Origin of the sequence: Brevibacterium sp. 91QC2O2, assembly GCF_024580695.1 — a bacterium.
GTDB lineage: Bacteria > Actinomycetota > Actinomycetes > Actinomycetales > Brevibacteriaceae > Brevibacterium > Brevibacterium moorei.
This window is the reverse complement of sequence record NZ_JANIJY010000008.1, coordinates 82,294-107,944: the sequence shown is the minus strand read 5'-3', so window position 1 is coordinate 107,944 and position 25,651 is coordinate 82,294. Positions and strand designations below refer to the sequence as shown.

The 25,651-nt window shown below is 67.2% G+C and carries 25 protein-coding genes; 3 read left to right on the top strand and 22 right to left on the bottom strand.

Annotated elements, in window-relative coordinates; genetic code table 11:
- Positions 1–25 precede the first annotated feature (25 nt).
- The 10 genes from NQ036_RS08280 to NQ036_RS08235 form a co-directional block, all read right to left on the bottom strand.
- Positions 26–625 carry a TlpA disulfide reductase family protein gene (locus NQ036_RS08280; RefSeq protein ID WP_257048252.1) on the bottom strand — a complete coding sequence of 200 codons (600 nt, stop codon included), beginning with the start codon at positions 623–625 and terminating at the stop codon, positions 26–28.
- Entirely contained in the window at positions 622–1,284 is a 663-nt protein-coding gene (locus NQ036_RS08275; protein WP_257048251.1) for a histidine phosphatase family protein, read from the bottom strand. Before NQ036_RS08275 ends, NQ036_RS08280 begins: the two co-directional genes overlap by 4 nt.
- Positions 1,281–2,651: a glutamate-1-semialdehyde 2,1-aminomutase gene (gene hemL, locus NQ036_RS08270; protein WP_257048250.1), complete on the bottom strand. Its 1,371-nt coding sequence runs from the start codon at positions 2,649–2,651 to the stop codon at positions 1,281–1,283. Before hemL ends, NQ036_RS08275 begins: the two co-directional genes overlap by 4 nt.
- Positions 2,648–3,163: a MarR family winged helix-turn-helix transcriptional regulator gene (locus NQ036_RS08265; RefSeq protein ID WP_257048248.1), complete on the bottom strand. Its 516-nt coding sequence runs from the start codon at positions 3,161–3,163 to the stop codon at positions 2,648–2,650. Before NQ036_RS08265 ends, hemL begins: the two co-directional genes overlap by 4 nt.
- Positions 3,156–4,157, bottom strand: a complete 1,002-nt coding sequence (gene hemB, locus NQ036_RS08260; RefSeq protein WP_257048246.1) for a porphobilinogen synthase — start codon at positions 4,155–4,157, stop codon at positions 3,156–3,158. Before hemB ends, NQ036_RS08265 begins: the two co-directional genes overlap by 8 nt.
- A complete protein-coding gene (locus NQ036_RS08255; RefSeq protein WP_257048245.1) occupies positions 4,154–5,833 on the bottom strand; it encodes a bifunctional uroporphyrinogen-III C-methyltransferase/uroporphyrinogen-III synthase in 1,680 nt (559 codons plus the stop codon). Before NQ036_RS08255 ends, hemB begins: the two co-directional genes overlap by 4 nt.
- Positions 5,830–8,307, bottom strand: coding sequence for a glutamyl-tRNA reductase (gene hemA / locus NQ036_RS08250; protein ID WP_257058258.1), 2,478 nt, complete (start codon positions 8,305–8,307; stop codon positions 5,830–5,832). Before hemA ends, NQ036_RS08255 begins: the two co-directional genes overlap by 4 nt.
- A gap of 70 nt (positions 8,308–8,377) precedes the next feature.
- Entirely contained in the window at positions 8,378–8,629 is a 252-nt protein-coding gene (locus tag NQ036_RS08245) for a glutaredoxin family protein (RefSeq protein ID WP_257048243.1), read from the bottom strand.
- 198 nt (positions 8,630–8,827) lie between these two features.
- Positions 8,828–8,926 (bottom strand): 30S ribosomal protein bS22, encoded by a 99-nt coding sequence (locus NQ036_RS08240; protein ID WP_003792170.1) that lies wholly within the window; start codon positions 8,924–8,926, stop codon positions 8,828–8,830.
- Between the two features lie 232 nt (positions 8,927–9,158).
- The gene (locus NQ036_RS08235) at positions 9,159–10,376 is read right to left on the bottom strand and encodes an acetoin utilization protein AcuC (RefSeq protein ID WP_257048240.1); all 1,218 of its coding nucleotides are present in this window, start codon (positions 10,374–10,376) and stop codon (positions 9,159–9,161) included.
- 139 nt (positions 10,377–10,515) lie between these two features.
- Between NQ036_RS08235 and NQ036_RS08230 the strand changes: the two genes are divergently transcribed.
- The 3 genes from NQ036_RS08230 to map all read left to right on the top strand — a co-directional run bounded on the left by NQ036_RS08230 (position 10,516) and on the right by map (position 13,616).
- Positions 10,516–12,024 (top strand): potassium transporter TrkG, encoded by a 1,509-nt coding sequence (locus NQ036_RS08230; RefSeq protein WP_257048238.1) that lies wholly within the window; start codon positions 10,516–10,518, stop codon positions 12,022–12,024.
- 94 nt (positions 12,025–12,118) lie between these two features.
- On the top strand, positions 12,119–12,757 hold the full coding sequence (locus NQ036_RS08225; RefSeq protein ID WP_257048307.1) for a TrkA family potassium uptake protein: 639 nt from the start codon (positions 12,119–12,121) through the stop codon (positions 12,755–12,757).
- Positions 12,758–12,848: 91 nt separating this feature from the next.
- A complete protein-coding gene (map, locus tag NQ036_RS08220; protein ID WP_257048237.1) occupies positions 12,849–13,616 on the top strand; it encodes a type I methionyl aminopeptidase in 768 nt (255 codons plus the stop codon).
- 123 nt (positions 13,617–13,739) lie between these two features.
- On the opposite strand, the gene NQ036_RS08215 is transcribed toward map, so the two are convergent.
- The 12 genes from NQ036_RS08215 to NQ036_RS08160 all read right to left on the bottom strand — a co-directional run bounded on the left by NQ036_RS08215 (position 13,740) and on the right by NQ036_RS08160 (position 25,645).
- Entirely contained in the window at positions 13,740–15,275 is a 1,536-nt protein-coding gene (locus tag NQ036_RS08215) for a DUF2079 domain-containing protein (protein ID WP_257058256.1), read from the bottom strand.
- Positions 15,276–15,387: 112 nt separating this feature from the next.
- The gene (gene proC, locus NQ036_RS08210; RefSeq protein WP_257048235.1) at positions 15,388–16,263 is read right to left on the bottom strand and encodes a pyrroline-5-carboxylate reductase; all 876 of its coding nucleotides are present in this window, start codon (positions 16,261–16,263) and stop codon (positions 15,388–15,390) included.
- Positions 16,264–16,390: 127 nt separating this feature from the next.
- Positions 16,391–17,386, bottom strand: coding sequence for a sugar phosphate isomerase/epimerase (locus tag NQ036_RS08205; RefSeq protein ID WP_257048234.1), 996 nt, complete (start codon positions 17,384–17,386; stop codon positions 16,391–16,393).
- A gap of 105 nt (positions 17,387–17,491) precedes the next feature.
- The gene (locus tag NQ036_RS08200) at positions 17,492–18,490 is read right to left on the bottom strand and encodes a Ppx/GppA phosphatase family protein (protein WP_257058254.1); all 999 of its coding nucleotides are present in this window, start codon (positions 18,488–18,490) and stop codon (positions 17,492–17,494) included.
- 126 nt (positions 18,491–18,616) lie between these two features.
- Positions 18,617–19,090 (bottom strand): Dps family protein, encoded by a 474-nt coding sequence (locus NQ036_RS08195; protein WP_257048232.1) that lies wholly within the window; start codon positions 19,088–19,090, stop codon positions 18,617–18,619.
- Between the two features lie 353 nt (positions 19,091–19,443).
- Complete coding sequence (locus tag NQ036_RS08190; protein WP_257058252.1) at positions 19,444–20,115, bottom strand: hypothetical protein; 672 nt, start codon at positions 20,113–20,115, stop codon at positions 19,444–19,446.
- The gene (locus tag NQ036_RS08185) at positions 20,115–21,116 is read right to left on the bottom strand and encodes an OmpA family protein (protein ID WP_257058251.1); all 1,002 of its coding nucleotides are present in this window, start codon (positions 21,114–21,116) and stop codon (positions 20,115–20,117) included. Before NQ036_RS08185 ends, NQ036_RS08190 begins: the two co-directional genes overlap by 1 nt.
- Before the next feature lie 300 nt (positions 21,117–21,416).
- Positions 21,417–23,204, bottom strand: coding sequence for an HNH endonuclease signature motif containing protein (locus NQ036_RS08180; RefSeq protein ID WP_257048228.1), 1,788 nt, complete (start codon positions 23,202–23,204; stop codon positions 21,417–21,419).
- A 369-nt stretch (positions 23,205–23,573) separates the two neighbouring features.
- The gene (locus NQ036_RS08175; protein ID WP_257058249.1) at positions 23,574–23,945 is read right to left on the bottom strand and encodes a DUF5655 domain-containing protein; all 372 of its coding nucleotides are present in this window, start codon (positions 23,943–23,945) and stop codon (positions 23,574–23,576) included.
- Positions 23,938–24,432 carry a hypothetical protein gene (locus tag NQ036_RS08170; RefSeq protein ID WP_257058322.1) on the bottom strand — a complete coding sequence of 165 codons (495 nt, stop codon included), beginning with the start codon at positions 24,430–24,432 and terminating at the stop codon, positions 23,938–23,940. Before NQ036_RS08170 ends, NQ036_RS08175 begins: the two co-directional genes overlap by 8 nt.
- Positions 24,433–24,455: 23 nt before the next feature.
- The gene (locus tag NQ036_RS08165) at positions 24,456–24,770 is read right to left on the bottom strand and encodes a hypothetical protein (protein WP_257058320.1); all 315 of its coding nucleotides are present in this window, start codon (positions 24,768–24,770) and stop codon (positions 24,456–24,458) included.
- Between the two features lie 92 nt (positions 24,771–24,862).
- The gene (locus NQ036_RS08160) at positions 24,863–25,645 is read right to left on the bottom strand and encodes an enoyl-CoA hydratase/isomerase family protein (RefSeq protein WP_257048225.1); all 783 of its coding nucleotides are present in this window, start codon (positions 25,643–25,645) and stop codon (positions 24,863–24,865) included.
- Between the last annotated feature and the right edge of the window lie 6 nt (positions 25,646–25,651).

The window sequence follows — 25,651 nt, the reverse complement described above, 5'->3', positions numbered from 1 at the left end:
TCTCGGCGAACTGATGGCCCACGCCTCAGCCCTTCAGCACGTCTTCGATGACACCGCGCAGGGTGGAGGACTCGGAGGCGCCCACGATGCGGGCGGCGGCCCGGCCCTGGGCGTCGAGCACCACGGTCGAGGGCGTGGCCTGCGGGGGCAGGATGCTCGAGAGCAGGGACACCATCGCGCCGTCCGTGTCGATCATATTGGTGTACGGCACCTTGAAGGTGTCGATGAAGGACTTGGCCGCCGGCGCCTGATCGCGCACGTTCACGCCCAGGAACACGACGTCCTTCTTGAACTTCTGGGACACCTCGACCAGGTCGGGCGCCTCCTTGCGGCACGGTGGGCAGGCGGCGTACCACAGGTTGATCACGACGGCCTTGGGCCGGTACTCGGCCAGCGAGTGCTTCTTGCCCGCCAGGTCCGTGAATTCCAGGTCCAGGGGCTTGCCGCGGTCGCCCTCGCCCAACTGGGTGACGACGCCGTCGCCGGAGATGTAGCCCTGATTGGAGCCGGCCTGCTGGGCCAGTTCGTCATTGCTCGATTTGCAGGCCGAAAGCGTCACCAGCGCCGCGCCCAGCGTGATACTCAGGGCCGCGCGGCGGGTGACCGGTCGCTGCGTGTATTTCATGCCCCGGCCACGTTCTTCGCCGGCTGCAGATCCGCGCTCACATCGTCATAGTGCACGCCCGCCAGTTTCCCACCCTCGTATGTGAAGGTCGTGACAGAGGCCAGCGCGCATTCGCGGCGCCGCGGGTCGTGGACCAACGGGCGGCCCTGTGCTGCCAGGCGGGTCACCCAGATGGGCAGCTGGTGGCTCACGATGACCCCGTCGACGGTGTCCAGCGACTCATCGCGGGCGATCGCCTCGAGTTCGCGGCGCAGGGTGGCCATGGCCGCGCGCATCCGCACCACCTGGGCGGTGTAGGGCTCGCCCCAGGATGGGCGCAGCGGGTTGTAGACCAGCGGCAGGTTCTTCAGCTGCAGGAAGTTCGCGGCCCCCGCATGCTGGCCCTCAAAGCGGTTGGCCGCCTCGATCACACGCGGGTCCTCCCGCGGTTCCATCCCCAGGGCCGAGGCCAGGGGCGCGATGGTCTCGGCCGTGCGCAGCAGCGGCGAGCGGACCAGGGCACGGACCGTGAAGTCCCCGCCGGTGAAGTGCTCGCCGACCCGCTGGGCCATCCGGTGGCCCAGCTCGGACAGGCCGTAGCCGGGCAGGCGGCCGTAGAGGATGCCATCGGGATTGTGGACCTCGCCGTGGCGGGTCAGGTGGATGCGGACGGTGCTCATGCCAGACCTCCTCGATCAGCAGTGGCCGCGGCCGCGGAATCCTGTGCAGCAGCTGCGGCCCGGGCCGCCTTCGGCAGGGCCGCGACCACCCGGTCGAGCACCTCGGGGGTGTGGGCCAGGGACAGGAACCACACCTCGAAGGCGCTCGGCGGCAGGTGCACGCCCGACTCCAGCATCGAGGTGAAGAAGGCGGAGTAGGCGGCACTGTCCTGGCCGCGCGCATCGTCGTAGTCGCGCACCCGGCCGTCCGTGCCCGGCGTAAAGAAGACGGAGAACATGGAACCGGCCGACTGGATCGTGTGCGCCACGCCTGCGGCCGACAGCGCCGTGGAGATCTCCGGGCGCAGCCGGTCTGCGGCCGCTTCCAGATGGGTGTAGACGTCCGTTTCCCTCGTCAGGCGCAGGGTCGCGATACCGGCGGCGGTGGCCACCGGATTGCCCGACAGCGTGCCGGCCTGGTAGACGGGACCCGCGGGTGCCAGGTGGCCCATCACATCGGCGCGTCCCCCGAAGGCGGCGGCGGGGAAGCCCCCGCCCATCACCTTGCCGAAGGTGAACAGATCGGCGGGTCCGTCCGGGTAGCCGTCGCGGGCCGATTCGTAGCCGTACCAGCCGGTGTCAGAGACCCGGAAGCCGGTCATCACCTCGTCGGAGATCATCAGGGCGCCGGCTTCCTTGGTCAGCCGGCGGATCAGCTGGGTGAAGCCGTCCAGGGGCGGGACGATGCCCATATTGCCGGGGCAGGCCTCGGTGATGACAGCTGCGATCTGCGGGCCGTGTTCGGCGAAGACCGCGCGCAGGGCGTCCTGGTCGTTGTAGTCGACCACGATCGTGTCGCCGGATTCCGCGCCGGTCACGCCGGGGCTGTCCGGCAGAGCGAAGGTCGCGAGTCCCGAGCCCGCGGCGGCCAGCAGCGCGTCCACGTGGCCGTGATAGCAGCCGGCGAACTTCACGATCTTCGACCGGCCGGTAAAGCCGCGGGCCAGGCGGATGGCGCTCATCGTCGCCTCGGTGCCGGAATTGACCAGACGCACCTGCTCGACGGGCGCCACCCGGGCCACGATCTCTTCGGCCAGCACGACCTCGTTCTCACCGGGAGTGCCGAAGGAGAAGCCGCGGGCTGCTGCCCGCTGCACCGCGTCGAGCACCTGTGGATGGGCGTGGCCCAGGATCATCGGGCCCCAGGAGCCGATCATGTCAACGTACTCGTTGCCATCGACATCGGTCAGGATGGCGCCCTTGGCGCTGTGGATGAAGCGCGGGGTGCCGCCGACGGCCTGGAAGGCGCGCACCGGCGAGTTGACTCCGCCCGGGGTGACCCGTTGGGCGCGGGCGAAGAGGTCCTGCGATCGGGCGGTGGTGCTCATCCGTTTCCCTCCTGCTGGTGCAGATGTGCGTTGACCTTGGCGAACGCCGAGGCCAGGGTCGTCAGTTCGTCATGGTCCAGTAGGTCGATCAGATTGTCCCGCACGCTTTCCACATGGCGCGGTGCGGCGGCAACCAGCTGCCGATACCCCTCCTGGGTCATCACGCAGATGATGCCGCGGCCGTCCTCGGAGGCCGAACAGCGTTCCAGCAGTCCGCGCTTCTCCATCCGCGACACCAAATGGGTCAGCCGTGAGCGGGAGATTCCGCTGAGGTCGGCCAGGGCGGCCATCCGGATCTTCCAGTCGGACTGTTCGGACAGCCGGACCAGCAGTCCGTACTCGCTCAGCGAGAGCCCGCAGTCGGTGCGCAGATCGCGGTCGAGCTGCGCGTCGAGCAGACCGTAGGCGTTCCAGAGTTCGCGCCAGGCCAGCTGTTCGCAGTCGTCGAGCCAGCGTGGCTGGGACCCGGTTGCGGACTCGGCCGCAGCGGAGGACCCGGTCCGCTCAGTCATCGCCATCACGGAGTCTGCGAGCGAATTCGGTCGCATAGTAGGTCAGGACGGCGTCGGCGCCTGCGCGCTTGAAGGCCATGAGCGATTCCCAGACCGCCTTGTCGCGATCGATCGCACCGGCCCGGGCCGCGAATTCGATCATCGCGTACTCGCCGGAGATCTGATAGCTCCAGACCGGCACGGGGCTGGCCGCAGCGACCTCGGAGAGCACGTCCAGGTAGGGCAGACCCGGCTTGACCATGACGATGTCGGCGCCCTCGGCCAGGTCCAGGTCCAGCTCCAGCAGGGCCTCGCGGCCATTGGCCGGGTCCTGCTGATAGGTCTTGCGGTCACCGGTGAGCTGGGAGTCCACGGCCTCGCGGAAGGGACCGTAGAAGGCCGAGGCGTACTTGGCGGTGTAGCCCATCACGATCGTCTCCGACAGGCCGGCCTCGTCCAGGGCCACGCGCACGGCACCAACCTGGCCGTCCATCATGCCCGACAGGCCCAGCACGGTCGCGCCGGCCCTCGCCTGGGCGATCGCCATCGCCGCATAGCGGTCCAGCGTCGCGTCGTTGTCCACGCCGCCGTCGGCGGCCAGCACGCCACAGTGGCCGTGATCGGTGAACTCATCGAGGCACAGGTCGGCCATCACCACGGTGCGGTCGCCCACCGCCTCGCTAACCGCGCGCAGACCGCGGTTCAGGATGCCCTCGGGATCATCGGCCTGGCTACCGGTGGCGTCGCGGTGGGTCGGGATGCCGAAGAGCATCACGCCGCCCACGCCCGCATCGGCGGCCTCCCGCGCCGCCTCGACCAGGGATTCCAGCGTGTGCTGGAAGACCCCTGGCATGGATTCGAGTTCGCGCGGGGCGCTGAGGTCCTCGCGGACGAACAGCACCTCGATCAGATCGGACGGGTGCAGACGATTCTCCCTGACCAGCCGGCGCACCGCCGCTGACTGCCGCAGACGGCGCGGACGGACCGAGCCGGGTGCCAATTCGAATTCGCTCATTTCACACTTCTCTTCTTGTTCCGACGCCGGGTCTGCGAGGGCCGCACCGGCACCTGTCCCGCCGTCACCTGTTCATCGCGCTGAGTTCGGGCGAACTCGGCCAGATCTGCCACCAACCGGTCCAGGTTCGCCTCGCCGGCGATGACATCGACCCGCAGGCCCTGATCCATCGCGGTCTGTGCGGTGGCCTGCCCGATGCAGGCGACCACCGTGGTGGCCGGGGGCTTGCCGGCGATGCCCAACAGATTGCGCACCGTCGAGGACGAGGTGAACAGCACCGCGTCGAAGTCCCCGCGCTTGATCGCCTCGCGCACCGGGGCGGCGGGGGGCGCTGCGCGCACTGTCCGGTAGGCGGTGACGTCGTCGACGTCCCAGCCCAGCTCCGTCAGGCCCGCGACCAGCACCTCGGTCGCGATGTCGGCACGCGGCAGCAACACCCGGTTGAAGGCGTGGTCGTCTTTGTCGAACTCGGGCCAGTCGGCCACCAGGCCGCGGGCCGAGTGCTCGCCGCTGGGCACCAGGTCCGCCTCGATCCCCCAGGTCGCCAAGGCCTCGGCGGTGGGTCCGCCCACCGCTGCGACCCGCACGCCGGCCAGGGCTCGGGTGTCCAGGCCCAGGTCGTCGAGCCACATCTTCACGGCGCGCACCGCGTTGACGCTGGTGAAGCCGATCCACTGGTAGTCCCCGTCGACCAGTGCGTGCATTGCCCGCTCCATGTGCTTGGGGCTGCGCGGCGGAGCGATCGCAATGGTCGGCACGATGGTGCCCTCCGCGCCGTACTCGCCCAGCAGGTCCGCGGTCGAGGAACCCTGTTCCTTGGTCCGCGGGATCAGTACCTGCCAGCCGAACAGCGGGCGGGTCTCGAACCACGCCAGGTCACGGCGGACGCCCGCACCCTGGCCCAGTACGGCCTGCAGCAGACCACAGGTCGGCGCAGCGGGTGCCGGGTCCGCGGTGGTGTCCGCCGGGGCGGACAGGTGCGCGATCGCCGTGGTCAGCGTGAACTCATTGGTCGACTGGTGGATGGTCGACAGGCCCGAGGTCAACAGCACGGGCAGTTCCGGGTCCCAGCCGTCGGCGGCCAGGGACTTCAGCCCGGCCAGCAGGTCGACGGCGGATCCGGTGAGCACATTGGCGGTGTTGCGGTGCTTCGAGGCGTCCGAGTGGGTCATCTCGCCCGCCTCGATCAGGCGCAGGGAGCGGACCCGGTTGCCGGTGATCTCCGTGCCGGTGAAAGCGCCCAGCGAGGCGACCACGCCCACGCCCGGCACGATCTCCAACGGGACCTTGTTGCGGTTGACGGCCGAGGCCTCGTCAGCGGTGGAGGCGAAGAGCACCCCGTCGTCAGACACGATGCGCACCACCAGGCCGTGGTCCAGCGCCAGTTCTGCCAGACGGCGCCCGCGCGTGCTGGCCGCCTGTCCCAGGGTCGCGGCGTCGATGCGTTCGACCCCGGCCGCGACGAAGGCGGACAGGATGTCGTCGTGGGCCGGTGCGTCGTAGACCACGGCGGAGGCAGCACCCAGCAGTTCGGCGCCGCGGATCGTCAGCAGCTGCGGATCTCCGGGGCCCGCGCCCAGGAAGTACACGGCGGGCAGCTTGGCGTTCAGATGCGCCTTGTGCGCGCTGGGCTTGTGACCCAGGCTCTGCTGGGACAGGGACTGTTCTAGATTCATGAGCGTCCTCCGACCATGCCAGGCAGGTTCTCCGTCGGGGCGTTGGATCCGGCAAGGGTATCCGGGACCTCGCCCAGGATGTGCAAAAGTTCGTCCGCGGAATCGTAGCCGATCCGCAGGGCCGCATGGAGCGCCGCGGAACTCGACAGTTCAGGGGCGCCGTCCGCGCCGGCGGGCAGGGCCGTCAGGTGCGAGACCCGCTGCAGGTGCCCGTCGACCCCGGCCATCACCGAGGCCAGCCGCAGGGTCGAGCCCTCGATGGTCGCCAGCGCCCCGATCGGGGCGGAGCAGCCCGCCTCCGAGCGGCTGAGCACCGCGCGTTCGGCGGCCACCCGCAGGGCCGTTGACGGATCGTTGATGGTGTTCAGAGCGGCGCGGATCTCCGCGTCCGTGTCGCTTAGGTCCGCGTCCTCGGAGCGGCATTCGATCGCCAGCGCGCCCTGCCCGGCCGCCGGCAGCATCACGGAGGTGTCCAGAGTGTCGGTCACCTCGGCCAGGCGGCCCAGGCGGCGGACGCCGGCGGCGGCGATGACCACGCCGTCCAGCCGGCCCTCGGTCACGTGCTTGATGCGGGTGTCGACATTGCCGCGCACCCCGCGCACGTCCAGGTCGGGACGGGCCGCACGCAGCTGGGCGGCGCGCCGGGGCGAACCGGTGCCCACCACGGCGCCGGCCGGCAGTTCGTCCAGTGTCAGCCCGTCGCGCGTGATGAGCACGTCGGATGGATCCACGCGCGGGGGCACCGCGGCCAGGTCGATACCCGCGGCCGGAGCGGTTGGCAGGTCCTTGAGCGAGTGGACGACCATGTCGACCTTGCCCGTGAGCAGGGCACGGCGGACCGCGGAGACGAACACGCCCGAGCCGCCCAGTTTGGCCAGCGGGGTCATATTGACGTCGCCCTCGGTGACGACCTCGACGATCTCGATCCGCCAGCCGGTCAGGGCGGCCAGCTGCTGGGCCACGGCCGTGGACTGGGAGCGCGCCAGGCGGGACCGGCGGGTGCCCAGGCGCATGGTCCGGCCGGTGAAGAATTCGGGTTCGACCACATCGAGGGTGTGATCTGCCACCGGGCGCAGGCCGTCGGCCGGCACATAGTGGTTGGCGCTGGCGGTGCGCTTGGGCATGCCCTCCGCGGAGAAGTCCACCCGGTTCCGGTCGAGTTCGCCCTGCTTGTCCGCCGGGGTCTTCGAGAGGTCGAACAGGTTCGTCAGGGCTGCCGCGTAATCGACGGATTCGTCCTCGGCGGACAACTCCTTGACCCGCACGGTGGGCGTGTGGATGATCTTCTCGGCGATCCGCTGGAGTGTCCGGCGGATCTCGGCCAGCTGGGACTGCGGCACATCGCCACCGAGCTTGCGCGCGAGCCTGTCGTATTCGCCGTCGACGATCTCCTGGGCCTGCTCGCGCAGGGCGGAGACCGTGGGGCTGACCTTCTTCGCCACCCGGTGGACGGCTTCCTCGTCCAGCGCGGCCTGGATGATCTCCTTGACCTCGCCGATCACGGCGACCACCGACGATGTCTCCTGGGAGGAGGTGTCCGCGAACTGGCGGGACAACTCACTCAGTCCCATCACGCGCACATGAGGCAGTTCGGCGACGTCATGGGCGATGTCGTGCGGCAGGGCCAGGTCGATGAAGAACTTGTTCTTCGAACCCACCTCGTCACGCTGCAGGGCCTCAATCGCGGTGTCCTTGTCCACCACGGTGCCGCGCGCTCCGGTGACGGACACGATGAGGTCGGCGGCGGCAAGTTCGCGCACCAGGGCTTCGTCCGTCCACTGGACCGCGCGTCCGCCCAGCGGGGCGACCAGGCGTTCGGCCTTCTCCAGAGTCCGGCCCAACACGGTGATGGACTTGATGGAGTGCCGGTGCAGGGTCGTGACGGCCAGACCCGACATGGCGCCGGCACCGATCACCAGGGCGTTCGCCCTGGTCAGCGGCCCGATGTGGGCAACACCGGCGCCCAGGGCCGATTCCAGCAGGGATTGGGCCACGGAGTCCAGGGCGGTCTCCGAATGGGCCCGTTTGCCGACCTCCAGCGCCTTGTCCAGGATGTGGATCATATCGGGGGTCAGGGTCTTCGCCTGCCGGGAGGCGCGTGCCGAGTCGCGCAGCTGACCCAGGATCTGGGATTCTCCCAGGGCCATGGAGTCCAGTCCGGCGGCCAGTGTGAAGAGGTGCTCCTCCGCCTTCTCCCCGAAGTGCGCGTAGAGGTGCTGCGACAGCTCCTGCCAGTCCAACCCGGTCACCGCGACCAGGGCGGTGCCGATATCGGCCAGACCACCGTGGAAGGCCGTGACGTCGGCCAGGACCTCCAGTCGGTTACAGGTGGAGAGCACGTTGACACCGGCGACGTACTCACCGGCCAGTGCCCGCGTGCGCAGATCAGTGACTTCCCCACCACCGAGCGCGAACGCCTCCAGGACCGACATCGGCGCGGTCCGATGGTTCACGCCTATTACGAGGAGAGTCAATGTGTGCCCCCTTCAAGAGACGAACACCCACGGGCCCCGGTGGGGACTTCGCGTGAGTGTTCAAGGAATTTCACGCGGACTCCGCACGGTCGAGCGCGCGGGCAAGACGGTCCGGATCGACACGGTGGAAACTGTGCTGGCGTCCGTTGATCAGAACGACGGGAACATCCCAGTCGTATTTGGCCCGCAGGTCATCATCGGAGTCGATGTCGACTTCCGTGAGGTCCACATCGCGACAGGCGATTCCGGCCAGCACGACCCGGCGCGCGGCATCGCACAGATGGCAGTCGGCGCGGGTCAGAAAGGTCAGTGCGACACTCATGTTCGCGGATTCCTCATTGCTGATGAGCCCGGGCGGGCACAGGGTCCGTAGCGCAGGTACAGGCGCTCCCGGCGAATGCGGGAGCGCCTGTCGCGAACACGGACCGACTCTGGGACGGTTCTGCGGATCCCCTGCCGCCGATCGGGCGGGAGTATGGATCATCTCCCGAACCGGGGTCCGGGAGCCACCAAGAACGTCTTACTTCTTGTTGCGGCGCTGATGACGCGTCTTGCGAAGCAACTTGCGGTGCTTCTTCTTGGCCATACGCTTGCGGCGCTTCTTGATGACTGAACCCACAGTAAGTCCTTTGCTTAAGACACTAATGACGAAGAACGCCCGGATCGCGCGTCCCCTAGTGGAGCCGACGATAGAACGTAACACCCAATTCTATCGCCCAGTCCCCACGAAACCCAAACTTCACAGAAATTCCGGCTGTTCGTTACCTCACCCCACCCGCCGATCCGTCATAAACGTGCGGCTGAACCGGCGCACAGCGCACATCTGTGACGGCTCGGCGAACTCACGTGAATCAGTCGTAGTAGGCGTCCAGACCGTAGAACGGGAAGATGTTCTTGCGCGTGCTCATCACCGTGCGGTCCAGATCCGACTCCGGGTCGTAGCCGGTGGCCCAGGGCTGGAACTGCCCGTCGTGGCCGTCGGTCATGGCCAGTGGGGCGCGGTCCCTGCCCGTCATGTTCGCCACATAGTTGCGCCACCGTTCCGGGGTCGGGGTCAGCGGATCCAGATCCAACCCGGCCGCGATCGCCACCAGATTGGTCCACGCCCTCGGCACGACCTCGGCGATGGCGTATCCGCCGCCGCCGGTGGCCAGCCAGCGGCCCTCGCACAGGTCATCGGCCAGATCCCGGATCCACATGGCGGCAACCCGCATGGCGTCGACCGACAACCGCAGGTGAGTCAGCGGATCCACATCGTGGCCGTCGCAGCCGTGCTGGGACACGATGATCTGCGGATCGAACTCGCGCAGTACAGCGGGGACCACCGCATCGAAGGAGCGCAGCCAATCGGCGTCCGCGGTGCGCGGGGGCAGCGCGACGTTGACCGCACTGGCTGCCGCCTTGAGCCCGCCGATGTCATTGGCGAAGCCGGTACCGGGATAGAGGAACCGGCCGTTCTCGTGCAGCGAGACGGTCAGCACCCGCGGATCGTCCCAGAAGAAGTTCTCAGTGCCGTCGCCGTGGTGGGCGTCCAGGTCGATATAGGCGATGCGTTCGTATCCCGCGTCCAGGAACTGCTGGATCGAGGCCGCCACGTCGTTGTAGACACAGAATCCCCCCGCCTTGCCCGGCATCGCGTGGTGCATGCCCCCACAGAAGTTCACGGCGCGTTCGTACCCGCCGGAGGTGATCGCCCTGGCGGCCTCGATGCCGCCCTGGAAGATCCGCCCCGATGCCTCGTGGATCTGCCCGAAGGCCGGCACGTCCTCGGTCCCGATGCCGAATGCCTGCTGCACCTCGTCTGGGATGTCGGACCCGTGTTCGGACATCCGCCCGGCGTCGTTGACCGCGGCGATGAACTCGGGACTGTGCAGTCTGGACAGTTCGGCCTCGTCGACCTCGGGCACCGACCTGATGTGGATGCGCGCGCTGTCGAAGAGCCCGAAGTCCTGGGCCAACTTCGCCGTCAGGTCCAGGCGCAGGGGATGCATCGGGTGACCTGTGCCGAAGTTGTATTCGGTGAACACCTCGTCCCAGATGACCAGGACGTCGGTCTGGCGTTTGCTCATGGTTCATACTCTAACCGCCTGATGACGCGGATCACGCACAGGCCACGATCCGGACACTCGGCAGACGTCCGGGCCGGGAACCGGGCGCCCCGGGATCGTCGGCCGGGCCCGCCGCCCCGATGCCGACTACGATGTCCGTGTGAACGTCCAACCGCCGCCCGAACAGGGCCAGCACCGGCAGCCGGGGCCCCAGGGCCCACGTGCCCGAGGCGCCGGAGCGGCCGGCAGGCTCAGGGACCTCGTCGACCGGCTGGCCAGCGGTTCGCCGGCGCGCCTGGCGATCTTCTCCTTCCTGGCCGTCGTAGTCGTCTTCGCCGTGCTGCTGTGCCTGCCGATCTCCCATCAGGGGCCCGCACTGGACGCCGGCACCGGGGACGGCAGCGCTCTGGGCGACACCGCCGGACGGACCGCGGGTTGGGACCCGGACCTGGGCCACTATCTGGCCCGCAGCATCTTCGTGGCGGTCTCGGCCGTGTGCGTCACCGGCCTGTCCCCCGTGGTCACAGAGGACTACTGGTCGCCCTTCGGCCTGGGTGTCATCACCGCGGCCATCCAGGTGGGCGGCCTGGGCATCCTGACCCTGGCCAGCGTGCTGGGCATGGCGGTGTCCAAACGGCTGGGCCTGCGCCAGCGGCTGATCGCCGCGCAGGCGACGAACACCCTGCAGCTGGGCCAGGTCGGCACCCTGCTGCGCACCGTGGTCACCACGATCATCTCCGCCGAGGCCGTGGTCTTCCTGTTGTTGTTCCCCCGCTTCCTGATCCGCGGGGACTCCTTCGGGATGTCCGTGCTACATGCCCTGTTCTATTCGATCTCGTCGTTCAACAACGCGGGCTTCACCGTCCACCGCGGCGGAATGGAGTACTTCGCGGACGACCCCTGGATCCTCAGCGTCATCATGGCCTCCGTGTTCGTCGGCTCCTTGGGCTTCCCCGTTGTGCTCATCATGGCCGTCTGGTGGCGCCGCCCGCGGTCCTGGGACCTGCACACCAAGCTGACCCTGGCCACTTCCGGTCTGCTGGTGGTCTTCGGGGTGGCCTTCCTCTACCTGTTCGAGTACTCCAATTCGCAGACCCTGGGCCACAAGGGCGTGGGCCAGACGTTCATGGAGACCCTGTTCATGTCCGTGATGCCGCGCTCCGGGGGCTTCTCCACCTTCGACATCAACGCGATGAACCCTTCCTCGCATCTGATCCTCGACGTGCTCATGTTCATCGGCGGCGGATCCTCGTCGACCGCCGGCGGCATCAAGGTCACGACCCTGGCCGTGCTGCTGCTGGCCGCCTGGTCCGAGGCCAGGGGCCTGGGCGATGTCGTGGCCTTCCGGCGGCGGATCGACAGGGCTGCGATTCGCCTGGCGATCAGCGTGACCCTGGCCGGCTTCGTGATCGTCATCGGCGGGACACTGGCCCTGCTACAGGTCACCGGGCAGCAGTTGGACCAGGTGCTGTTCGAGGTGATCTCCGCCTTCGGCACCTGCGGCCTGTCGACCGGGGTGACCGCCGCCAGCCCGCCCGCCGGGCTCTACGTCCTTTCCGTGCTGATGCTGGTGGGACGGCTGGGTACGATAACCCTGGCGGCAGCGATGTCCGTCCGGGACACCCAGCGCATGTTCCGCTACCCAGAGGAAAGGCCCATCATTGGCTAACAGGTCCACCGACGCGCCGGAGCACGGCCGGGCCCGCGCGCCGTTCCCCTTCGGCGCCTTCAAGCGGGAGCCCAAGGCGACCGCGTCCTCGGTCCTGGTCGTCGGGCTGGGCCGGTTCGGTGCCGCGACGGCCGAACAGCTGATCCGGCTGGGCTACGAGGTGATGGCCGTCGAGCGCAATCCGAACCTGGTGCAGGACTGGTCGGGCCGGCTGACCCACGTGGTCGAGGCGGATTCGACGAATATCGACGCGCTGCGCCAGATCGGCGCGCAGGAGTTCTCATCCGCAGTGGTGGGCATCGGGACATCGATCGAGGCCAGCGTGCTGACCACGGCGAACCTGGTCGATCTGGGCGTGGACCAGGTGTGGGCCAAGGCGATTTCGGCCTCGCACGGAAAGATCCTGCGGCGCATCGGAGCCGAACACGTGCTGTTCCCCGAGTCCGAGGCCGGGGCCAGGGTCGCGCACCTGGTGTCGAGTCGGATGCTGGACTACATCGAGTTCGACGACGGGCACTTCGCGGTCGTCAAGATGCGCCCGCCCAAGGAGATCCAGGGCTTCACGCTGGCCGAATCGAAGATCCGCTCGACCTACGGCGTGACCGTGGTGGGCATCAAGAGCCCCGGGCGCGACTTCACCTATGCAGAGCCCGAATCGCGCGTGGGCAAGCAGGATGTGCTCATCGTCGCGGGCCACGTCGAACTGCTGGGGCGCTTCGCCGGCCGACCCTAGGCGCACTTCCCCGTGGGGCTGCGGCCCCCACGGTCCGGGGTTGTGGCCCGTCACTCCCCCGCGCCCGGGCCCCGCGTGGGACAATGGAACCATGATCGAAGTCTTGAGCCCTGCCGAATTGGAACGCGCCGAAGTCAGTGGAAAGTTCATCGGCGACACCCTGCGAACGCTGAGGGAACGCACCCGGGTGGGCACGAACCTCATGGAGATCGACGCCTGGACACACGAGCTGATCGACGCCGCCGGCGCGGAATCCTGCTATGTGGACTACGCCCCGTCCTTCGGCTCGGGCCCGTTCGGCCACTACATCTGCACCTCGGTCAACGATGCTGTGTTGCACGGGATGCCGCGGAAGTACAGGCTCAAGGACGGGGATCTGCTCAGCCTGGACCTGGCCTGCTCGCTGCACGGGATCGTCGCCGACGCCGCGATCAGCTTCGTGGTCGGCACGCCGAAATCGGATGAGGACCTGCGGATGATCGAGGCGACCGAGGCCGCACGCGCCGCCGGCATCGCCGAGGCCCGGGTGGGCAATAAGATCGGCGATATCTCGCACGCCATCGGCGAGGTCCTGCGCGGTTACGGCTATCCGGTCAACACCGACTTCGGTGGGCACGGCGTGGGCTCGACCATGCACCAGGACCCGCACATTCCCAATGACGGTCGACCCGGCCGCGGCTACAAACTGCGCGAGGGCCTGCTGCTGGCGATCGAGCCCTGGGTGATGGCCGGCACGGATCAGCTGGTGACCGATAAAAAGGACGGCTGGACACTGCGCTCGAAGACCGGCAGCCGCACGGCGCACAGCGAGCACACCGTGGCGATCACGGCCGACGGCCCCAAGATCCTCACTGCCTGAACGATCTGGGCCCAATCCCGGAGTGGCTCCACACTTGCTTGTGTGGCTCGATAAATCTGCTTCTATCGAGCCACCCAAGCTAGTGTGGAGCCACTTTCGGGTCCAGGCACGGTACGGTTCGGTTCAGCCCTGCCCCTGAGCCGCGGGGACCGCCAGTTCGTAGCCGCCCTCGCTGAGCACCGTGGTCCAGTCCCCGCCCAGGCGCTCCTCGGCCCATTCCTCGGTGGTCTGGCCCGTCTCCGAGGGCCGCAGCAGCACCGCGTCCGGCTTCACCTGGTCCAGTCTGCCGTACCAGTAGGTGTGCGTCTTGGGCGCCAGATACGCCAGCAGGCGGATATCGGTGGCCACGGTGCCGTACTGCTCGGCGGCCTGCACGGCAGGGCCCGCGTCGATCGCGTAGCGCTCGGATTCCCACAGCAGGTTGATGTTCGTGCTGCCCGCCAGGGCGATGACGCCCGCGGCCGCTGCGGCCGGCGCCCAGGTGCCCAGGGTCCGTTCCCGCACCGTCTGCGCGGCCTCGGTCCGGGCGGCAGAAGACTGCGCGGCATAAGCCTGCGCGACAGGTTCCGGGGCCGAGGCCGCGGCGTCTTCGCGCTCGGCTGCGGCCGCCGCTTCCGTGCCGGCACCGGCCGGCCCGGCGGCACCCGACTTGGCCGCACCGGCCCGTTTCCAGCCCGTCCAGCCCGGCCCGGCGATCCCATCGATCAGCGCGAGCGCCGCAATCGGCACCAGGCCCGCCGTGTAGTGAAAGCTCAGACCCCAATAACCTTCGACGTTTCCCACGAAACGCCAGGCCAGAGTCGGCAGAACCATGAGCATGAGTGGGCTGCGCAACCCCACCGCCCCCGCCGCCAGGACCAATGCACCCAGGGTCGCGAGTTTGGTCTGTGCGCCTGCACCCAGGGCATCGAGGGCCGAGACATTGTCCGTGTAGTCGTACTGACCGGAGTTGTTGAATGCCGGCAAGATCAGCAGGACCGTCACCGCGAACCACAGCACGCCCCAGACGAACAGTCCCAGTTGGTACTTGGTGGCCCGCTGGCGTAACCATACGGCGATCCCGAAGGCTGCGACGGTCAGCCCCATGTCCTCCTTGACGAAGACCAACAGGGCGATTGCGATGGCGCCCGCCAGATGGTGGCCACGTAGCCACCACACCAGGCCGAAGGCCAACAGCGGCACGGCGAAGGCGATCTCATGGAACTGCGAGGTCACCGAGTTCAGCAGCCCATAGGACCCCACGTAGGCCAGGGACAGGGCCCAGGCCCCGGCCGCCGGCAGCTTCTGCGCGGCATAGGACGCCACGGGCCAGGCCGAGGCCGCGAACAGCACCGCCTGCAACAGCATCAGAGTCAGGCCCGAGGGCCAGATCTTGAACACGGGCATCAGCAGCCACAGGATCGGGTGGAAGTGGTCGCCCCACAGGTTGTAGCCGGGGCCCTTGATGTCGACGATCGGCGCCTGCAGGTGCGCATAGTCGTTCAGCAGCTGGGTGAAGATCCCCAAGTCCCAGGACGGCGAATAGTAGATCCGCCACATGATGATGGACAGCGCCCCGTAGAGCACCAGGGACACCGCTGCCGAGGCTCCGGGCAGGATCCGCTTCGTCATGCCGCCGGCCGCGGCCTCAGTCCCTGCCCGCGCCTTACCTTCAGGCATTCTCACGTTCTCGCCGCCGGCCGCGGCTCCAGTTCCAGCCCGCGCCTTACCTTCAGGCATTCTCACGTTCTCGCCGCCGGCCGCGGCTCCAGTTCCAGCCCGCGCCTTACCTTCAGGCATTCTCTTCTTCCATAGCCTGGGCGCGGTTGTAGGCGGCTTGGGCGGCGGCCTTGACCGTGGCCTCGAGGTCGTGGGCGCGGAAGGTCTCGATCGCCGCATGGGTGGTGCCGCCCTTGCTGGTGACGGCCTGGCGCAGTGCTGCGGGATCCTGTTTCAAAGCCAGGAGCGATCCCGCGCCCTGGGCCGTCGCGACGACCATTTCCCGAGCCGCGTCCTCGCTCAGACCCAGATCCACGCCCGCCTTGACCATCTCCTCGGCCAGCAGGAAGAAGTAGGCGACCCCGGAGCCGGAGATGCCGATCATCGCGCCGATCTGCTCCTCGCTCATGGCGAAGACCCGTCCGGCGCCGGACAGCAGTCCCGACAGTTCCTCCACCCGTCCGGCGGGCACCCGCGAGGCCGGGGCCAGAGCAATGACACCCTGCCCGATCTCGGACGGGGTGTTGGGCATGATGCGCACGATCGGGTTATCGGGGACCAGCTGTGCCAGGGTCTCGATTGAAACCCCCGCTGCCATGGACACGATGACCTGTTCGGGTTCCAGGCTGGGCGCCAGGTCGGTCAGGGTGTCGGCGATCATCCAGGGCTTGACGCCCAGGAAGACGAAGTCCGCCCCGGCCGCCGCGTCCCGGTTGGCCGCAGGGTCGGCGTCCAAGGCCATGGTCGACACGCCGGTACGCTGGGCCAGGGCCTCGGCGCTGGCCTGCGACTTGGTCGTGGCGCGGGCGTTCTCCAGTGGCACCCCGGCTGCATCGACTGCACCCCCGGTGGAGGCATTCGGGGAGGCCGGGTCCGCAGAGGACAGCATGCCCGATAGCAGCGCCCCTCCCATCGAGCCGGTTCCGATCATCGCGATGCGCAGGGACATGGAGGGTTCCTCACTGTGTTGGTTGCAGTCCGCATTCCACTCTAGCTGGCCACGGCCGAACGCTCCTCAACCACTGACCGGGCCCCTGCGATCGGCCGGTCTCAGTGGCCTGCCCCGGTCGTCCGCCTCAGTCCCCCGCGGAACGGCGCCCGGTTTTGGTGTGTGTGCCGGCAGCCCGCGCGTCCTGGCCCAGGTGGGTGCGGGCGAAGGCCAGGGAATCGGCTAGCATCTTCTCGCGGGCGGAGCGCTTCGCGGTGAAACGCGTATTGACCTCGACGACCACGGTGCCATTCCAGTCGGTCTTGGCCAGGTGCTGCATCGTCTCTGCCACCGGCATCTTCCCGGTGCCGGGCACCAGGTGCTCGTCCTTGAGGGAACCGGCGCCGTCGGTCAGGTGGACGATCGCCAGACGGTCCTGAATCTCCTTGACAGTCTCCAGGGCGTTCATCCCCGCGGTCGAGGCGTGGGAGAAGTCGAAGGTGAAGGCGTCATAGTCCTCGTCCAGCGGGTTCCAGTCAGGGGCGTAGACCATGACTTCGCGCAGGCCGGCGCGCCACGGGTACATATTCTCCACGGCCAGGGTCACACCGGTTTCCTGGCTCATCGCGCGGACGCCGGGCACGAAGTTCTTCGCGTATTCGCCCTGCCAGCGAAACGGCGGGTGCAGCACGACCGTGCTCGCTCCGGCCCTGGCCGCGATCTGACAGGTCTTGCGAAGCTTCTCCCAGTGGTCCTTGTGCATCACCCGCGGCATCAGCAGCAGGGTGGGGGCGTGCAGGCTGAGCACTGGCAGTCCGGTCCGATCGACCTCGCGCAGCATGAAGTCAGGGTCCTGGGTCTGAGCGTTGTTCGTCACCATGATCTCCACGCCGTCGTAGCCCAGCCGCACGGCGGTGTCGAAGGTCTCCGAGACCTCCATCGGGTAGACGGATGAGGAGGACAGGCCGACCGGGATGTCGAAGGCCGAGGAGTGTTTGACCCCGTGCTCGTAGACGGGGTTCGATTCGAAGTAGGCACGGTGCTTGCGCCCGTTCCTCTTCGCAGCGTTCTTCTTGGTGTAGGCCTTGTGGCCACGCACCTTGGCTACTTCCGCGTGCTTCTTGGACTTCCCTTTTCCGCTCACACTCGTGAGTGTAGACCGCGGACCCTAGGAATTGCGGGGACGGCCGCTGGCCGGTCCTTGCACGACCATTCTCCCCGCGCGACTTGTCCTTGTACTACCGATTCCTTAGAAACCCGCGGGCGTTCGGAGTCCCACATGGCTGATGTGCACACCGGCGGTACCAGTGGATTCCTCGGCGGAATCCAACAGGTCCAACTTGCGCATGATGATGCCCTCGCGCAGGGCCCAGGGCGAGATCCGCATGGACTTGATGTCGAAGATCGTGAAGGCGGCCTCGGCGACGATCGCGCCGGCCAGGATCTGCCCTGCGCGCGATTCCGAGACTCCGGGCAGCAGAGTGCGTTCCGATGGAGTCCGCGCTGCCAGGGTGTCGACGATCGTGCTCAGATCCTTGCGCGCCAGTTTGCGGGGGACGTAGATGCCCTCGCCGCTGGGGGCGGCGCCTGCCAGGCGGGCCAGGGTCCGGAAGGTCTTGGAGGAACCGACGACCTTGTCGAAGGGGCCGACCCGGTTGATATCGCCGGCGATCCGGCCGATCAGGTGGCGGGCATGGCGACGCAGGGCGTGAACCTGGTCGACACTGGGCAGATCGTCGGGCAGGAAGTCGGAGTGCATCCGGCCCGCGCCCAATGGCACCGATACCGCCGCATCGGGATATTCGTCGCGTCCGGCGGCGATCTCCAGGGAACCCCCGCCGATGTCGAGCAGCAGGATGTTGCCGGCCGACCAGCCGAGCCACCGGCGCACGGCCAAGAACGTCACCCTGGCCTCGTCCTGGCCGGTGAGCACATTGAGTTTCAGGCCCGTCTCATCGTGGATCCGATCGATCGTCGCATCGCCGTTGGGCGCCTCGCGAATCGCCGAGGTGGCGAAGGCCAGGATCTGTTCGGCGCCCTGGTCCTCGGCGATCTCCATCGCATCGTGGCAGAACTGGACCAGCCGTTCGACTCCGTAGGACGAGATGGAGCCATCCTCCTGCAGGTATTCGGCCAGCTTCAGGATCTCCTTGTGGCTGCTGGCGGGCAGGGGTGGGGCGCCGACGTGGGCATCGACGACCAGGAGGTGAATGCTGTTGGACCCGATGTCCAGGACGGCTAGACGCATGGGAAAAGTCTAAGCGTGCGGCGAGGCCAGTCCAAAGACTGTGCCAATACCGCGACGCCAAAGGGCCCGGTCCCCGCGGTAAGCGGGGGGCCGGGCCCTTATGGGAGATGCGTCGCTACAGGAGCGTCAGTTCTTCGGCTTGCGGTTGTCCGCGCCGATGAACCAGGCCTGCTGCTCAAGCTTCTCGATGTAGTTGTGCAGGATGTCCGAGGTCGTCGGATCCTCGGCGTCGACCTGATCGTGGACCTCGCGCATCGTGTTGGTCGTCGCGTAGATGGAGTCGACGATCGCGTCGATCGCGTCGTGGGTCGAGATCTCGCCCTCCGGGAACTCCGGCAGGCTGGATTCCTTGGCGACGGTGGCGGTGCGGCCGTCGGGGGTCGCGTACAGCTCACGCATGCGCTCTGCGAAGTTATCCGAGGCCTCACGGGCGATCTCGACCATTTCGTCGAGGTTCAGGTGCAGGTCGCGGAAGTTCTCACCGAGGATGTTCCAGTGGGCCTGCTTGCCCACGGTGCTCAGGTCGATGAGGTCGACCAGAACGCGCTGGATGTTGGCGGACAGTTCTGCTGAAGCGGTGAACGGCTTGACGCTGGCCATTGTGATCTCCTTTTTCGGTTTCCCTTGATCGTTACATTGAGCATAGCAAAGAATTGAGCGATTCAATTCCCGATTCACTGATCTTCTCCGGTGATCTCCCACTCGCAAGGCAAGGCTGAACGAGGAGAGTCCGACCTTGCCAAGGCCCGCCAAACCTAGGGACGGGGCACCTATAAGGAGGTTCGGTAGTCCTTGCCTGTCGATGGTTCGGACATTGCCGAAAGACACTATACGCAGAGCGTCTACCCTCTATTCAATATGCGTATGAAACCTTTGTTCAACAATGCAACAATACCCTTATATTCAACTCGGTAACGCCGGATAATCGCTTTTCATTCATTCGTCCGGCCGTCTCAGCGATGCACCGGCACATTCTTGACAGAGGCAAAGCCCGGCAGTGTGAGCGTGACCGTGTGCACGGATTCGGGCAGCGGCGGCAGTTCTGCGTAGAGCAGTTGCCCCGAGTCGTTCGTCCGTTCGGGGAGTTCGCTGCACACGCAGGCGGTGTCTTCCCCACCGATCGAATTCACCGGCACATATGTGTACGGGTGGTAGACCCGTCCGCCGCCGGCATCGGCCAGGCCCAGGGCCCGGGTGTCCATCAGAGGCGGTCTGGCCAGCTGGAAGGACCCGGTGTCCACCGTGCCGTGGGCCAGGTTCTTCAAGCGCCAGGTCACGCGGGTCTCCTGCGCATCCGTCTGTACACTCACCGCCTCGGCTCCCACCTTGACCGGGCCGCTTGCAGCATCCAGGGTGCCCGCGCCCAGACCTGCCGAATCGGTTTCCTCCTGCGAACCCATGATCTGCTGTGCGGCCTGCTCTGCGGGCAGGGTCCCCGCGGCGCCCGGTGCCCCTGGCGAAGTCGCACCGGACCCGGCACCGCCGGGTGCGCCGTGGGACCCGGCGCCATCACCGCCCGGCGTCGCGCCACCACTGCAAGCGCCGAGCACCGCCGCGGCCCCCAGCGCGATCAGCACCGGGACCACCCGCCCGAGCCGGGACCTCGGCCTACCGGATTCGAACATCACGATCCTCCTTCCGAGGAGAACTCGACGGCAACCCGCCGGTTCTGCTGCCGGCCCTGCTCCGTGTCATTGGAGGCCACGGGGTGTTTCTCCCCCGACCCCGCGGTCTTGAACGTCAGACCGGCCTTGTGTACCTGGGCCCGCAGCGCTTTGACGACGGAGTCCGCCCTATCCTTGGACAGTTTCAGGTTGTGCGAGTCACTGCCCCGATCGTCCGTGTAGCCGGTGACCTGCACCGTTCCAGTGCCTTTGTCCGCCAGCCGCTTGGCCACATCGGCCACCGTCGCCTTTGCATCGGGGCGCAGCGTGGCCTTGTCGGTGTCGAAGAGCACGTCGGAGTTCAGGTCCAACCGGGTCGAGCCGCTGCGTTCGTGTTCGGTCTGCGCCCCGTTGCGACTGTTGCGCACCAGATCCCGGGTGTACTTGCGCGAATCGGCCTTGGCCAGCTGTTGTTGGTCCGGCAGGCGGGGCCAGCCATGACCCAGGGGCACGATGCCTGCGTCGACCGCAGGGGTCGGCGGTGCGGTATCGACGGGCACCCCCGTGATCAGGTTGCCGAAGCCGAACTCGACGGTCACCGTCTTCACGTCCGGCGGCAGGCTGGGCAACACGGCGTAGCCGACCAGGGGCACGGCGGTGCCGTCGTAGCTCGACAGATCGCTCTGGTCGGAACAGGCGCAGGTGTTCTTGCCCATGGCCAGCGGCTGATAACGCTTGAGCCCGGCGCCGTCGATGATCGCGACGGATCTGAAGGCGGTGATGTTGTAGTCCTCGCCCAGACCCGGTCGGCGATCGACCGCGCCCGCTGTCACGCCGGGACCGCCGACCGAGAAGTACACCGCCGTGCCGCCTGGGATCCGGGACACGGAATGGATCGCCCCATGGATGATGGCCCCGTCGGCGTTGCCGTCGGCATGATAGGTGAAGGTGCCGGCCAGCGGCACGGACGCAGTGCCCGGCGCCGTGGCCGAGGCTCCGGCTTGGTCTTCAGGCCCTACCATGTCTTCGGAGGCTGCTTGATCTTCGGAATCGGCCGGCGCCGCGTTCGCCGGTGGGCCGAGGCCGGATATGGTCAGTGCCGACAGCGCCAGCAGACCGACGGCCGACAGGGTCGAGGCCTTTGCGAATTGTCCGGTCCATTTGTGTTCGTCTGTACTTTGGTTCCGTCGTGCGACCACAGAGGTCGCCTCCCCTCGACTCGACATTGAGTGACGGACGCCATACACGGTACTCCGATATCGCAGGAATGGAATGCCTGCGGCCCTGCGACTCCGTATGTGGGCGCAGTGGCTCGCCGTGGTTCAGAAGGGTGGGACGTCGGTGTCGTCAGGGTCGGTGCCTGCATCCGTTGCGTAGGACCCATGAGTGCCCCACGGCATGCCGCCAGAACCCGCAGGGTCTTTGCTCGCAGTACTGGACAGTCCTAAGGAGTTCGGCGGGTCTGGTGGATCGGGTGGGTCCGATTCTGCGTTCCAGTCCGGTGGGGAGAAATCCTCCGGCACCCACACCGGCGGCAAACCCGCAGCGCTCCCCGCAGCACTCACATCCACCAGAGCAGCCGCGAACCGGGAATGGAATAGGGGCCGCTGCTCGATATCGACGTGTCTGGGTGGAATCCACGCCGGCAAACCACCAATCAACTCGGCCCTCCACCCATGCTGGTCATGCCACGTGTGATGGAACCGGCACGCCAAGGTCAGATTCGATACCGTCGTGGGTCCACCAGTGGACCAGGGGATCATATGGTGGGCATCACACCACCCCACCGGCATATCACACCCCGGGAACGTACACCCCCGATCACGAGCAGCAATCAACTCAACCTGCCGCCGCGTAGCAAACCGACTAGCACTGTGCACGGTGACTTCCCGGGTACCCGGCTGGTGGGCCTGGAAATACACAAGCGCACCCGGAGACAAGGACTCCAGATCCTGCAACCCGATGGGACCGGCAGTGGATTCAACCTCCGCCTTCCCCTGCGCATACTCTTCAGCAGTCGCCGTGACCACCAGGGCCATCCCCGCACCCTGCGGACCCGAACCCGCAGCCCGATCAATCAACGTGGCGAACATGTCATGCCGACGTGCCCCATCGGGCCGCTCCCGATACCCAAACGGATGATTCGCTTTCGTCGTGGGCCGGCCATCAACCGTCACCGCGCTAGCCGGCAGGTCCTGAGGTGGCAGGTCACCGGGCGGCACATCAGCTGTCACGGATTCCGCACCGTCGGGCACACCGGTGCCGACTCGCTGAGCCTCCCCGGAGTTCACTTCAGTCGTGTCCTGTCCAGGCTCCTGCCGGTTGGTCAACAAGCCATGCAACTTCCCACCCGTCACCGGATCCAACAACCCCGTCAGATTCCACGCACCATTCCTCCGCGGAGTCACCGTCACATGAAACTCATCAACCAACGGCGGAACCTCCGCGAAACGTCCATCAGGATCCAGGTAGTCCCGAATCCGAGAACCCAACACACGAACCTGGTCCACATCAACACTCGGCACCGTCTGAACCAACAGTCTCTCCGCTGTGGCGTGATGAACATGCCGGACCTGGCGGGGGATCTTCTCGATCTCCCGGATCACCGCCTGCGCCTGATCCACCGACACACCCCCACCAGCCAACGCGTGGGCAACATGGGGGTAGGCCGGTTCCAGACGGGCACCCGTGAAAGACCGGCCGGCACCGATCGCGTGCGCGAACCGCACCCGCCGCCTCGCGGCCGCCCCATCAATCCTCAATAGGCGAGTCAACAGAGCCGGAAGAGTCTTCGCACCATAATCAACAGTGGGCACCTCGTATTCGGCACGCGCCAGAACAACAGCCTCGGTCGAGGTGGTCACGCGGGACAGGTGTTCGATTCCCTTGAGCACCAGGAGCAGGTCGGAAGCGTCAAGGCTGGGATCCGTACCCACACCGGCACCCAGACCAGTGAGGGCCTCGGCCGCAACAGCGAGTTCCGGAGCGATCTCCTGTAGACGCTCCCAATCGTCGGGGGTCAGCAAGGGGTCTGCCGGGCGGGCGAAGGCCTCGGGGTTCTTGTCATCATCGGGGGAACCAGCGCGCGGGAGGGTGGAATCAATGGTCATGTTCTCTTCCCTCCTCATCCGCGCCGGTTTGGAACCTGGACTGGCTGTTTCAAAGCACGCCTGTGCTTGTGGTGTCGGGGAAGACAAGCCATAAAACCTGACGGGACTGCACTGTCCGATTCGGGTTTCCTGACCTACTTCAAGTGTAGCGTGTGTCACTCATGAAGGGAAGGGTTTATTCGAAACTGGTTTCCGATGTTTGCCGAGTAATGGTTGTCTGTTTCGGTGGCAGCAGATGCGCTGGGTGGCAGGGTATGCGCGCGCATCTAGTGCCACCGAACGCAAGTGGTACCACCGAAAGGCGGGCACTCGGCCTGAGGACACATCCGATTCGCGAATACCGCCGACAAGTGATGCCGCCGGCGACGACTAGGAGGATTTCGCGCCGAACTCGTGGCCGTCTTCGATCAGGGAGCGGAGCCAATCGCTGGTCGCGGATTCCTCCGACCTCACGACCACGTGGTGGTTCCACCTGTTCTTGGAGACCTGGGTGACGTCGTGAAAGTGCGAGTCGTCCTTCTTCCGATCCAGTCTCACATTGAGGTACAGCGTCCCGTCCGCTGTCCGCTGATAGGCCCACAGCCATAGGAATTTCCGCTTCACGGAGAAACTCAGTTGCGCCTTGAGCTCGCTCTCCACGCCGCCCAGGGACCTGGCGTACTCCTCGATGGCCGCAGCGAACCCCCGAGTCCTCGGCTTATCGCCGAACTCGCCGATCATCTTGTTCGAGCCCTCAGCCATCGGCCCCCTCCATCGAAGTGGCGCTGCCACCGGGGCCTCGGATCCCAGACCAGCCGGCAACGTCGCCCCTGCCGTTCTCACTGCTTCCCGCACACACTACCGTGCCGTCGGACCGCAGGCCCAGGGTATGAGTTGACCCGGCCGCGACGGCGACAATGTCCTCCCAGCCTCTGACATCACATTGCCCCCGAGTGTTGTCGCCGACAGCCACCACCCTTCCCGAGGCGCACAACCCCACGGTGTGGTAGCTCCCTGCGGCGACGGACACGATTTCCCGCCATAGCTGAACCCCCTCTGTCGCCGAGGCGTCTCCGACTGCATCGACCCGACCAGCACGGTCGAGTCCGACGGAGTGCATATACCCGGCAGCGACTGCGATGAGATCCTTCCAGCCCGCCACCGCACACTGTCCTCTGCGGCTGTTGCCGACGGCTACAGCTCCACCGTCCGAGCGTAGGCCGATCGAATGCCAGTCGCCGCAGGACACCGCGACGATGTCCCGCCAGCCGTTCACCTCGCAGGCCCCTTCGGTGGTTCGCCCGGTCGCGAGGACGGTGCCGTCGGCGAGGACCCCCAGGGTGCAGCGCCAACCCGCAGCCACCTGCTGCACGCCTCGCCAATGCGCGACGTCGCATTGACCGTCGCCGTTCCACCGGTCGCCAACACCGTGCCGTCGGCGCGCAGACCGATGGTGTGGGACTTTCCAGTGTTCACAGCGGTATGAACATTGCCCGCTGCTACGGAGACGATGTCGGTCCACTGATCGACCGCGCATTCCCCGGCCCGGTTGTCACCGACGGCGACCACCGTACCGTCACCGCGCACGGCAACCGAATGCCGTCGCCCGGCGGCAAGTGTGGCCAATGTGGCCGTGGCACCGCGGCTCCTCGCACTCACACCATCAGGATAGGCCCCCCTCACCCCTGCCAGTGGCTGCGGCGGAATGAGAAGTCGGGACGTTCTTTGGCGAAGAAGGCCGCCTGGCCCTGTTCGATCTCGGTCCGGTAGGCGGCATCGAGCCAGGCCGGCGGCGCGTCCACCTCGTCGAGCTCCCCCGCCAGGATGGCCTTGGCGCCGGTCTGGCTCAGGCTGGACAGTCCGGCGATCCGCTCCGCCAGCTTCCCGGCCGCCTGCAGCGGATCGGCCGCGGTCTCGTGGAAGAAGCCCAGCCGGTCCATCGTGTCGAAGTCGACGATCTTGGCACTGAGCAGTAGGTAACGCGCCCAGGACTCCCCCAGCACCCGGGCCAGGGACCGGGTGGGCCCTGGCGGGTAGACCAGGCCCAGCTTCGCCGCGGTCACCCCGAAGATCGACCCGGGTGCGGCGATGCGGATATCGCAGGCAGCCGCCAGTTCCGTGCCCCCGCCCACGCAATTGCCCTCGATGGCGGCCAGGGTGGGGGTGCGCGCTGCGGCCAGTGCGGCCTCGGCGGCGGAGTTGAGCTCCCAGAAGTCCGCCAGCGGGACGTTCAGGTCCGCGATATCGGACCCCGCGGAGAAGTGCCCGCCGGCACCCGTGATGATGAGCGCCGCGATCGAATCGTCGGCGTCCACCCCGGCCACGATCTCCGGCAGGGCGCGCCACATGGGGCGCGAGAGCGCATTGCGCTTATCGGTGCGGTCGATCGTCAGGGTCGCGACCCCGGCAACAATGTCGAAACCGAAGCCGGGCAGGTCGGTGGGACGGTACGGGCTGCTCATATGGAG

Coding starts and splice junctions, on each gene's coding strand:
- NQ036_RS08195 (WP_257048232.1), bottom strand. CDS start 19,090: ATGGCCAGCGTCAAGCCGTTCACCGCTTCAGCAGAACTGTCCGCCAAC.
- NQ036_RS08175 (WP_257058249.1), bottom strand. CDS start 23,945: ATGGCTGAGGGCTCGAACAAGATGATCGGCGAGTTCGGCGATAAGCCG.
- NQ036_RS08245 (WP_257048243.1), bottom strand. CDS start 8,629: ATGAGTGTCGCACTGACCTTTCTGACCCGCGCCGACTGCCATCTGTGC.
- NQ036_RS08235 (WP_257048240.1), bottom strand. CDS start 10,376: ATGAGCAAACGCCAGACCGACGTCCTGGTCATCTGGGACGAGGTGTTC.
- NQ036_RS08265 (WP_257048248.1), bottom strand. CDS start 3,163: ATGACTGAGCGGACCGGGTCCTCCGCTGCGGCCGAGTCCGCAACCGGG.
- NQ036_RS08280 (WP_257048252.1), bottom strand. CDS start 625: ATGAAATACACGCAGCGACCGGTCACCCGCCGCGCGGCCCTGAGTATC.
- proC (WP_257048235.1), bottom strand. CDS start 16,263: ATGTCCCTGCGCATCGCGATGATCGGAACCGGCTCGATGGGAGGGGCG.
- NQ036_RS08275 (WP_257048251.1), bottom strand. CDS start 1,284: ATGAGCACCGTCCGCATCCACCTGACCCGCCACGGCGAGGTCCACAAT.
- NQ036_RS08190 (WP_257058252.1), bottom strand. CDS start 20,115: ATGTTCGAATCCGGTAGGCCGAGGTCCCGGCTCGGGCGGGTGGTCCCG.
- NQ036_RS08215 (WP_257058256.1), bottom strand. CDS start 15,275: ATGCCTGAAGGTAAGGCGCGGGCAGGGACTGAGGCCGCGGCCGGCGGC.
- NQ036_RS08185 (WP_257058251.1), bottom strand. CDS start 21,116: ATGGTAGGGCCTGAAGACCAAGCCGGAGCCTCGGCCACGGCGCCGGGC.
- hemL (WP_257048250.1), bottom strand. CDS start 2,651: ATGAGCACCACCGCCCGATCGCAGGACCTCTTCGCCCGCGCCCAACGG.
- hemB (WP_257048246.1), bottom strand. CDS start 4,157: ATGAGCGAATTCGAATTGGCACCCGGCTCGGTCCGTCCGCGCCGTCTG.
- NQ036_RS08200 (WP_257058254.1), bottom strand. CDS start 18,490: ATGCGTCTAGCCGTCCTGGACATCGGGTCCAACAGCATTCACCTCCTG.
- NQ036_RS08180 (WP_257048228.1), bottom strand. CDS start 23,204: ATGACCATTGATTCCACCCTCCCGCGCGCTGGTTCCCCCGATGATGAC.
- NQ036_RS08160 (WP_257048225.1), bottom strand. CDS start 25,645: ATGAGCAGCCCGTACCGTCCCACCGACCTGCCCGGCTTCGGTTTCGAC.
- map (WP_257048237.1), top strand. CDS start 12,849: ATGATCGAAGTCTTGAGCCCTGCCGAATTGGAACGCGCCGAAGTCAGT.
- NQ036_RS08255 (WP_257048245.1), bottom strand. CDS start 5,833: ATGAATCTAGAACAGTCCCTGTCCCAGCAGAGCCTGGGTCACAAGCCC.